Origin of the sequence: Candidatus Neptunochlamydia vexilliferae (assembly GCF_015356785.1) — a bacterium.
GTDB lineage: Bacteria > Chlamydiota > Chlamydiia > Chlamydiales > Simkaniaceae > Neptunichlamydia > Neptunichlamydia vexilliferae.
Genome location: NZ_JAAEJV010000070.1, coordinates 1 through 8008 on the forward strand (window position 1 = coordinate 1; position 8008 = coordinate 8008).

Annotated in this window: 8 protein-coding genes and 1 pseudogene; 7 read left to right on the forward strand and 2 right to left on the reverse strand. The window is 38.4% G+C overall.

From position 1 onward, the window contains the following. The 6 genes and pseudogenes from NEPTK9_RS08430 to NEPTK9_RS08455 all read left to right on the forward strand — a co-directional run. A pseudogene (locus NEPTK9_RS08430) lies at window positions 1–764 on the forward strand (hypothetical protein); the annotation flags it as partial. A 13-nt stretch (window positions 765–777) separates the two neighbouring features. Continuing rightward, the gene (locus NEPTK9_RS08435) at window positions 778–1158 is read left to right on the forward strand and encodes a hypothetical protein (protein WP_194848396.1); all 381 of its coding nucleotides are present in this window, start codon (window positions 778–780) and stop codon (window positions 1156–1158) included. Window positions 1159–1255: 97 nt separating this feature from the next. Further along, on the forward strand, window positions 1256–1441 hold the full coding sequence (locus NEPTK9_RS08440) for a hypothetical protein (protein ID WP_194848397.1): 186 nt from the start codon (window positions 1256–1258) through the stop codon (window positions 1439–1441). A 175-nt stretch (window positions 1442–1616) separates the two neighbouring features. Further along, complete coding sequence (locus NEPTK9_RS08445) at window positions 1617–3185, forward strand: hypothetical protein (protein WP_194848398.1); 1569 nt, start codon at window positions 1617–1619, stop codon at window positions 3183–3185. Between the two features lie 101 nt (window positions 3186–3286). Further along, window positions 3287–3682 (forward strand): nucleotide pyrophosphohydrolase, encoded by a 396-nt coding sequence (locus tag NEPTK9_RS08450; protein WP_194848399.1) that lies wholly within the window; start codon window positions 3287–3289, stop codon window positions 3680–3682. Further along, window positions 3675–4859, forward strand: coding sequence for a transposase (locus NEPTK9_RS08455; RefSeq protein ID WP_194848400.1), 1185 nt, complete (start codon window positions 3675–3677; stop codon window positions 4857–4859). Before NEPTK9_RS08450 ends, NEPTK9_RS08455 begins: the two co-directional genes overlap by 8 nt. 1 nt (window position 4860) lies before the next feature. Here the strand turns inward: NEPTK9_RS08455 and NEPTK9_RS08460 are convergent, their stop codons facing one another. Together NEPTK9_RS08460 and NEPTK9_RS08465 are read right to left on the reverse strand one after the other, a co-directional pair. Further along, on the reverse strand, window positions 4861–5232 hold the full coding sequence (locus NEPTK9_RS08460) for an ASCH domain-containing protein (protein ID WP_228547098.1): 372 nt from the start codon (window positions 5230–5232) through the stop codon (window positions 4861–4863). 389 nt (window positions 5233–5621) lie between these two features. Next, window positions 5622–6230, reverse strand: a complete 609-nt coding sequence (locus NEPTK9_RS08465; protein ID WP_194848402.1) for an HD domain-containing protein — start codon at window positions 6228–6230, stop codon at window positions 5622–5624. 481 nt (window positions 6231–6711) lie between these two features. Between NEPTK9_RS08465 and NEPTK9_RS08470 the strand changes: the two genes are divergently transcribed. After that, window positions 6712–7878: an MFS transporter gene (locus NEPTK9_RS08470; protein WP_194848403.1), complete on the forward strand. Its 1167-nt coding sequence runs from the start codon at window positions 6712–6714 to the stop codon at window positions 7876–7878. Window positions 7879–8008: the final 130 nt, after the last annotated feature.

Genomic DNA, 8008 nt, shown 5'->3' on the forward strand with positions numbered 1-8008 from the left:
CTAAGAATCCACCTGTTGAAGAAACCGTTAAAAAGCATATTTTTGCAGTTAAAGAAACCCTGACCGATGAGCTTCCCAATGAAGCAATGAATATCCCCCTTGCAGAAGAAGGAGCCTTTTGGCAAGAGGCTGTTGATAGGACAAAGAATACGGTTTCTTGGATCGCCCATGATGCAATAGAAGAAACAGGAAAATTAATAGGAGCTCCAGAGGAGAGCACCTACAATTGTCATGAAAAGATTGATGGAATAATGGGAACAGATTTTTCCTCGCAATTCAACCCCGAAGTCTTAGCAAAGCAGCCCGATATCATTAGAGGAGAGGTTCCTATCCCTGTTGGGGGCATTGTTGGCTCCTCTGGAAGAGTGGCAGCAGCAGCAAGAACAGCAGGGATTATTGGAGGAGCAGCTGTTGTAGGAAGTGCATTGACACAGCCGGCTCCTGGAGCCCCCCAAGGCATAAGTGATAGAAGCATTGACCCACGACTACCATCTCACCCTGATGAACTGTTAAAAGATCCTAGCTGGGTGGAAATCACTCACCCAAAAGCAGTACAAAAAGGGCATCGAAACTTTAAAAATAGTCAAACAGGAGAGATACTTCGGTTTGATCAAGCTAAACCAGAAAAGTCAGGGCATAGAGGAAAAGACCATTGGCATCGGACAAATCCCAATTCGACAGGTGACCATGACTTGTTCTTAGATGCCCAGGGTGATCCTGTTCCTAAGAATAGTGAAGCTTCCCATTTATACTCACCCCAGTAAAAAAGAGGCTATATTGGATATTACTAACTATACAGCATATTTTCATGATGGAAATCTTATAGATATAGAGCATCAAGGGAAGAATATTTATCTTTTTCTTGAAAGTGCGCAGCTCCCTATAAGTGGGGTTAGCCATATGTCTAAATCGAAAACATTACTAGGAAAATTATGCCTTATAAAGGTTCAAAAAGTTATTGAAAATGACGAGCCGTATGTTGGGCTTTTAAATAAAAAACACGACAGCGGTGAAATTCTTGACTTGGAGCTAGAAGGTAATAAGGTGCTTTTGCTTGTTGAGTGGACTGATTACCCCCCAAAGCCTCGTGTTTATGACGTTTCTGAAATCATTATTGAATCTGAAAAAGTTTATTGGGAGCCACTAAAGGACCTTTAAAACGCGGTCCTAAAATTTCTTATCTCCGTAGCATTACGGAAATTTTCCCTTCGGGACGACCCGCTAACGCACCTTCGCAGCAAGCTAACGGCCTCGAGTGAATAAACCTGGAGAGGTGGTGTATGAAGCTGAAGAGGAGCCGATAGCTAAGAATGCACCTGTTGAAGAAACCGTTAAAAAGCATATTTTTGCAGTTAAAGAAACCCTGACCGATGAGCTTCCCAATGAAGCAATGAATATCCCCCCCCCCCACAGAAGAAGTGTAGGGCCACCAATTTTGTAAACACAAAATTGGCGGCCCTACATATTTCCTAACACTCCCTCCGTGGACAAAATTTTAGTAGCTTAAAAATGGTTAGGGGGTTCTTCCGGGAGCCGCTGGGCTCAAATGTAGAACATTGACGTTTATTGCCTATACGTTTAAAATTTTTTCAAACAACAACCAACAGGCCTAAGCTATGGCATCTTCTTCGAACCAAAATAACTATAGACTTATTCCTTACACAGGGAATATTCAACATGTTGATCTTGAACAATCTGAAAGAAGCACAGTTGCTCTTTTTATAGATAAGCGGCTCATTCAAGAGATTAGAGCTCGAGAAAGTCGCCCTCACCTAATTAGTCGAAGGATTCTTCAAGCAATAAGTGTCGTTGCTGGGTATGGTGGCAGAATTCCTTTCATAGAGCTAAACCTAAAGCTTGGTGGAAGCAGCAAACTTTATGGGGGCTTGCTTACCTATGGCACCTGCGCTTCTTTTGGATCTCTTGTATCCTACATCCTTCTTGAAATTGTCGATGCTCAGATGAAGCCTAAGACTCGAGAAGAACACACCTTAACAGAATCACGAATAGGTCCCATAACTAACAAGGTTTTCCTTGCTGTCTCCTCAATCCTAGGATTCGCAGTTCAAGTCCCTTTTGCTTTCATTGCCTATAAGTATAATCCAGCTTCCACACTTAATCCAGATGGAGTCGTAATGCCTATTATTGTTCTTGCAGTCGACTCATGGATATCCGTCTATTCTGGATATATGGGACTGAGAATTTTAAGAGAGCATCAATCCCTCACAATGTATGAAAAACACCTTTCTACAGTAAGGGAAAAAATGTATGGCCTTATTGAAGATAACCGAAAGCTTCTTTCCCTTGTTGGAGAAGAGACTAGAACTAATTTCATTGCATCCTACGAAGAAATCAAACGGATTGATGAGGCTACCGATAGAGTTCAAGCATTTTATGCACTATTTACACATAGAATATCAGATCAGACACTCCATCCTTCCCAGCATGCAAAATATGTAGAACATACTGTAAGAGCTTATGGGTATATTTGTTCACTATGTAACATTACTACCCTTGGTTACATTGCATGGCTTGGAACAGATGAACTTACTGATGGAGCCATCTCTGTAGATATTATAATAACAGCACTTTATGTTGGAGCCGCTCTCTACTTAAACCTGACTGCTATTCCAGAAACAGCTGTCGTACTCTATAACCTTTTTAAAAGCCTATTTTGCTTTGAGTATCAGCCCACTCTTTCCGATCGACTAACCCCAAAGCTATCGTTTTGCCTTAAAAGCTTAACATTAGCAACAGCTGCCTTATCCTATGGACCTGCAGTAGAGCTTAGTAAAGACTATTATGGGTTTAACGAAGGTGCAGAGATTTTCATGGAAATCACCCTTTCATGTGCAACAACCTTTTTAGTTTCAATGGCGATGCTCTCCATTACAGATCAGATTCTAGAGTTCAAAATTGAAAAATTAGGAAGTGATGAAGAGCAAGCAATCATGAAAATCCATAAAAAAATGAAGCATTTTGCTTCAGTCCTTGCCTCTAGCCCTCTTATTGAGATAGCCCATTTTCTCAAAGTTCTTCCCCAAGAGGCTGTAAACCAACTTATTGAAGATACTGGTATTACACTATCAAACTTAAGTGACTACATCGGATCAAATAACAATGCAGGCTCTTCTACAACAGAGCGAACCTCTCTTCTCTTAACCGGATCAAGTTCAGATGATTAAACAAAAAAAATATTGAACAAAGCGAATATTCTTGACTTAGCTATGGAAATTAGGGATACTCCGACGCCCATAAGACAAACAATTTTTAAAAGGTAGGGTATATGGAAAACTTTGAAAAGAGTTCAGATCCTTCTCCCTTAAATATCAAGGAAATGCAGGAGTATTCCCGTCGATTTATCGAGGATAGGGACTGGACAGAGTTCCATACTCCCAAGAATATCGCAATGGGCATTTCGGTTGAAGCTGCCGAACTCTTAGAAATCTTCCAATGGCTCACCCCCGAGCAATCCTTTCAAATAAAATCTAACTCAGGCGAGTTACAGCGAGTTTCTGATGAGGTCGGTGATATTCTTCATCTACTCATTAGGCTCTCTTCTTTGTTAAATATTGATCTAAAACAAGCTTTCTGGGAAAAAATCAAAAAAACTGAAAAAAAATACCCAATCAGTCTATCAAAAGGGAAAACTGCAAAGTACTCAAGGTTATCGCATGACTAGACTTCTTGATTGCCCTAAAGAGCATTTTCTTAAGGTAAGCAAAGAACTCCCCTCTTTCAAACGAGTAAAGCATTACTTCAAAACTCTGATTCAAGCTATCTATGGCAATCAAGATAAAGCAATAAAAAAGATTGCAGCAGGAAAAGACAGAGCCTGTGAACTCTTTGAGTCTGAAGAAGGTCATGATGTTGGTCTTATTGTCTTTAAAACCCATCTTACCAAAGAGTTCTCTCCTCTTGGATTTGAAGACTCTTTTGAGATAAAAACCCTATTTGTTATCGATCCCAAGAAAAATGCGGGTAAAAAAATTGCCACACATCTACTCAATCGACTCGCAAAGCACGCTACCGAGCTAAAAGCCAAAAACGTGTTTGTGAGTGTTTCGACCATAAAGCCTGAGTCCCTTGCGTTCTTTCTCAATCATGGATTTCGAACCAAAAAAATCAAAAAAAATGCCTATATCACAGGATCCAACGAATATTATTTATTCCACAATTCTCCAGAAAAACTTCTTGCAAGAACAACCTTAGTCCTTTTAGCTCCCAAAAAGCAATTCTCTAAACTTTATCTAGATGAAGAATCTCATCCACAACTCGAGTTTAGCACCATAGAGTGGAAAGCTCTAAGCCTTTACTTAGCAGGAAAAAACCTCAACATGGTTATTAATGGATTGGAAGACTACTTTGGAACCACGGCTTCAACCTCAATGGTCCACAAAGTCCTTTCAAAGCTAAAGCAATCAAATTTAAAGTGGCATGCTCCAAAACTAGTCTCAACATACACCATTATATTCATCAATACTCTATATAGAGATGAAGACAAAACCGAAGCTATTGGAGAGTTAATCATTGGTCTAACACCAAGCGGAAAAAGGCATGTGCTCGGATGTACTCCACCTGGGCCTCTTCCTCAAAGTTATTGGATTGGAATATTTTCAGAGCTAAAAGCAAGAGGGCTGAAAAAAGTAGACATTATTTCCTTTCAAAAGCACCAACATCTCCCCCTTTCTCTGAATAAGTTTTACAAAAATATGAAAATTATAAACACAGACAGCCTTAAGGCGTGGTTTATCGATAATCTTTCTCCCCAAAATATTGGTCAACAGCTCCTCGAAGAAGCACTTGAGATTCAGGCCAATACAATTCTAATTGAAGAGCAAGCAGAAATCAGAGCCTAGCCTACTTCTCAATCGCTTCTACACTTATATAATGGATACCAATTGCAAGCGTTCCATAAATCTTTTCTCCCTCAGAGTATCCAGGAAAGCTCCGATAGATCTCATCTCCCTTAGTTACCATTTCAATAGAGCTGTTACTGTTAGGGTCTATCTGAGGAAGCATGTTAAGAACGCCACATGAGACAAGCATTTTCGTGAAATCAGGGTATCGGGCAACGCTTGTTATGGAACAGATAGCTATCCGTTTATTGTTATCAGCAAAAATAACATGATCACCCTGCTGCATATCCTTAAAAGTGGGAAGGTTCAACCGCCCCTCAAAGATTTTCTTTCCATTAATAATATCGTTAAGGTACTGAGGTTGAACATTCAAATAATATACAGAACCTTCGTTCGTGGTTTCGACTCTAACAGACTTATGAAAAGCATCAGAACTAGGGACAGGATCGGAGGAAGGGCTACCAAAAGCAAACCCACAAGTGAATAAAAATATAGAACTAAGGTAAGAAAATTTTTTCATTGTGTAAATTCCCTGTTTAAATCTAGCGAGATCTTAATATAATCAGACTTTTTCCTCAAGAGAAGCTTTTGCATCCAAAATAAATTTTGCACAGGCCTAAAATTTCCTATCCCTGTGGCAAGCCACAGGGGATTTCGGAAATTTTCCCTTCGGGACGGCTGTGCCTCTGGTACACCTCGTGCAAAACCTCCCCTCGTGGCAAGCCACGGGGAAATAAGCTAGTTATTCAAAAAGCATTGGTTCTAACGAGAGATATCAGCAGCTATTTTATTCAGAGATTCTTCTTGAACAAGTTTTTTAAAAGTACTTAAAAAATTATCAAAATCACAGTACTTGTCTAGCAAAGTATCAGCATACTCAAGGTCATAGTCATTCCAATTGTGAATAGGTGCTTCATTATGCTGAATCTGGGCCTCCATTTTGTCTAAAGCCAACACAAATCTTGCTTCATAACTTGATTGCTCCTCAAATTCGCTCCAAAGGTCAATAATTTCTTTTCCAACGTCTGCTGGCAATTCTCCAATAAGACTTTTCATGGCAGCATATTCTTTTTCATGCTTTTCTTGAGCCATAACTTGATTACCTTCATATAAGAAGTAAGGCGAATCCCCTGTAATAATTTCAGCTAAGTCATGGATAAGAGCCATTTTAATCGTCTTTTCTAAACCTATTTTCTTATCAAGGTATGGAGATAGTAAGATAACCATTAAGCCTACTCTCCAACAGTGATCAGCAACACTTTCATTAGTATCTTCTGAAGTATGCCCGTTCCTATGCTCTATCTTCAGTTTTTCTGCAAGATGCACAAATGATAGTATTTTTTTTAAAAAAAGCCTATCTTCCTTTACCATATTGCCAATATGATAAGGATTTCCCTAAAACTTTTCTACAGAAAATTAAAAAGGCCCTTTTGATCTTGCTCTCATTAATAGATAAACTATTAAAAATAAAACACCTACATTACTTCATCCAATAATAAAATATAAGTCCAATCAAGCTACAAATGAGCATGGCAATAAAAATAATTCTATTAGAGATTGATCTTTCTTCAAAAAACTCCCATAAATACCACATAGAAATAACCACAAAAATATGAAGAGAAGACACAGTTAACATGTTAATAAATTTCACTAATGAGGAAACACTCCTTCTTGTAGAGAAGGCTACCAGTATCACAGCGATAAAAAAAAGAGTCGAAATTATTACCCTTTCCTTCCCCTTAGAACATTTCTCAGATTCTCTAATGCTTAACTCCTTTTGCCATTAATTGCATTATTTGCTAAAAAAAAATTATAATCAAGAGAAAGCATCAGGACCATATTCGGAAAATTCTTGAAATCTAAAATACACATAATTCGTTTCTTTCATACAAAAACCCCTCTTCTCTGTATTTTTGCAGGAGAAACAGCTAAGCTAGCCTTTTTTTTCGAGTTAGCTAAAGCACCCAAAACAGCCAATTTACTCGAAAGTATGATCATGGTTTTATCTCTGTTTTGTGTGCCCGCTATAGGCCTCTTATCAGACAAGCATTGCAGAAAAAAAACCCTTGTTAGCGTCATGGTCGTCGGCTTTTTAGCACTAGTTGCCTTAATATCAGAGGGTTTTATTGCTTCTTTTTTGCAAGGAATTGTTGGATCAGCGGTTGTGCCTATAGCTAGAGCTATGTACCTCGATATCCAGGCTGATCCCAAGAAAAATTGGAAAATTAGCATGGCTGCAGTTGAAACTGTAATTATACAGGCTGCAGCATGGAGTTTTTCGGCCTTATACATCGAAAGCAATTTTACTCATATCTCAATGCTTCTCTTTTTAATCGGGATATTTTTTCTTATTCCTTTAAAAGACAAAAAGGATGCTGATCAAAAGCATATCAAGCATGAAATATCTTCTGTAAGAAAGCGGTATTTAGAAGGCTACGCATGGCAAGTACTTATTGCTTTTTTTCTCTATGATTGTGCTTTCCAACTGCCTAACTATTACTCTGAGGCATTTTTTACACATATATTATTTAGTAAGATATTAGCACTAGTTGGATCAGGAATCCTTATTGGCTCTTCAATAATATGGATACTAATTGCAATTTATCATACTAAACTTGCATCCATTAGCAGGGCTCGAAATTGTATTTACAAGGGGCTAATCGTAACTTCTGTGGGTATGTTTTTAGTTTACTTTTTACCTTTTTTTGAAGCCGGCTTTCTTCATTCTGTAGAAGTCAATGAAATGACCTTTTTTTATTTCTGCTGTATAAGTGGTATGCTCCTTGCTCTTGTCTTTGTGTATTTTGGAAACATGGTAAGAGTCCACGAGCGGGGGCTGCTGTTTTCTATATTAGAAGAAGTAGAAACCCTTGCCGAATCGGTTGTTCCTCTTTTCATTTTTTATCTTCCAGCTGTTTTAACAAATACCCCATTTATCATAATAATTGGACTAGGCTTCTTATGTTTATTTAAAATACCAAAAAGACGAAAACTTTTTAACAAAAGTTTAAATTTTTAAGTATGAGCATCACAACTATTGACATTATTCCTGGCGTGTCAGGAATGCATATAAGCTCCTCCCTGTGCACGATTCCGTTTTTCTTCCAAATAAACCTTAACAAAACGCATTTGTTAGCCAGCTGTCTATA

Bases quoted from the DNA above. Each gene is read 5' to 3' on its own strand.
- NEPTK9_RS08445 (WP_194848398.1), top strand. From the start codon at position 1,617: ATGGCATCTTCTTCGAACCAAAATAACTATAGACTTATTCCTTACACA.
- NEPTK9_RS08450 (WP_194848399.1), top strand. From the start codon at position 3,287: ATGGAAAACTTTGAAAAGAGTTCAGATCCTTCTCCCTTAAATATCAAG.
- NEPTK9_RS08455 (WP_194848400.1), top strand. From the start codon at position 3,675: ATGACTAGACTTCTTGATTGCCCTAAAGAGCATTTTCTTAAGGTAAGC.
- NEPTK9_RS08465 (WP_194848402.1), bottom strand. From the start codon at position 6,230: ATGGTAAAGGAAGATAGGCTTTTTTTAAAAAAAATACTATCATTTGTG.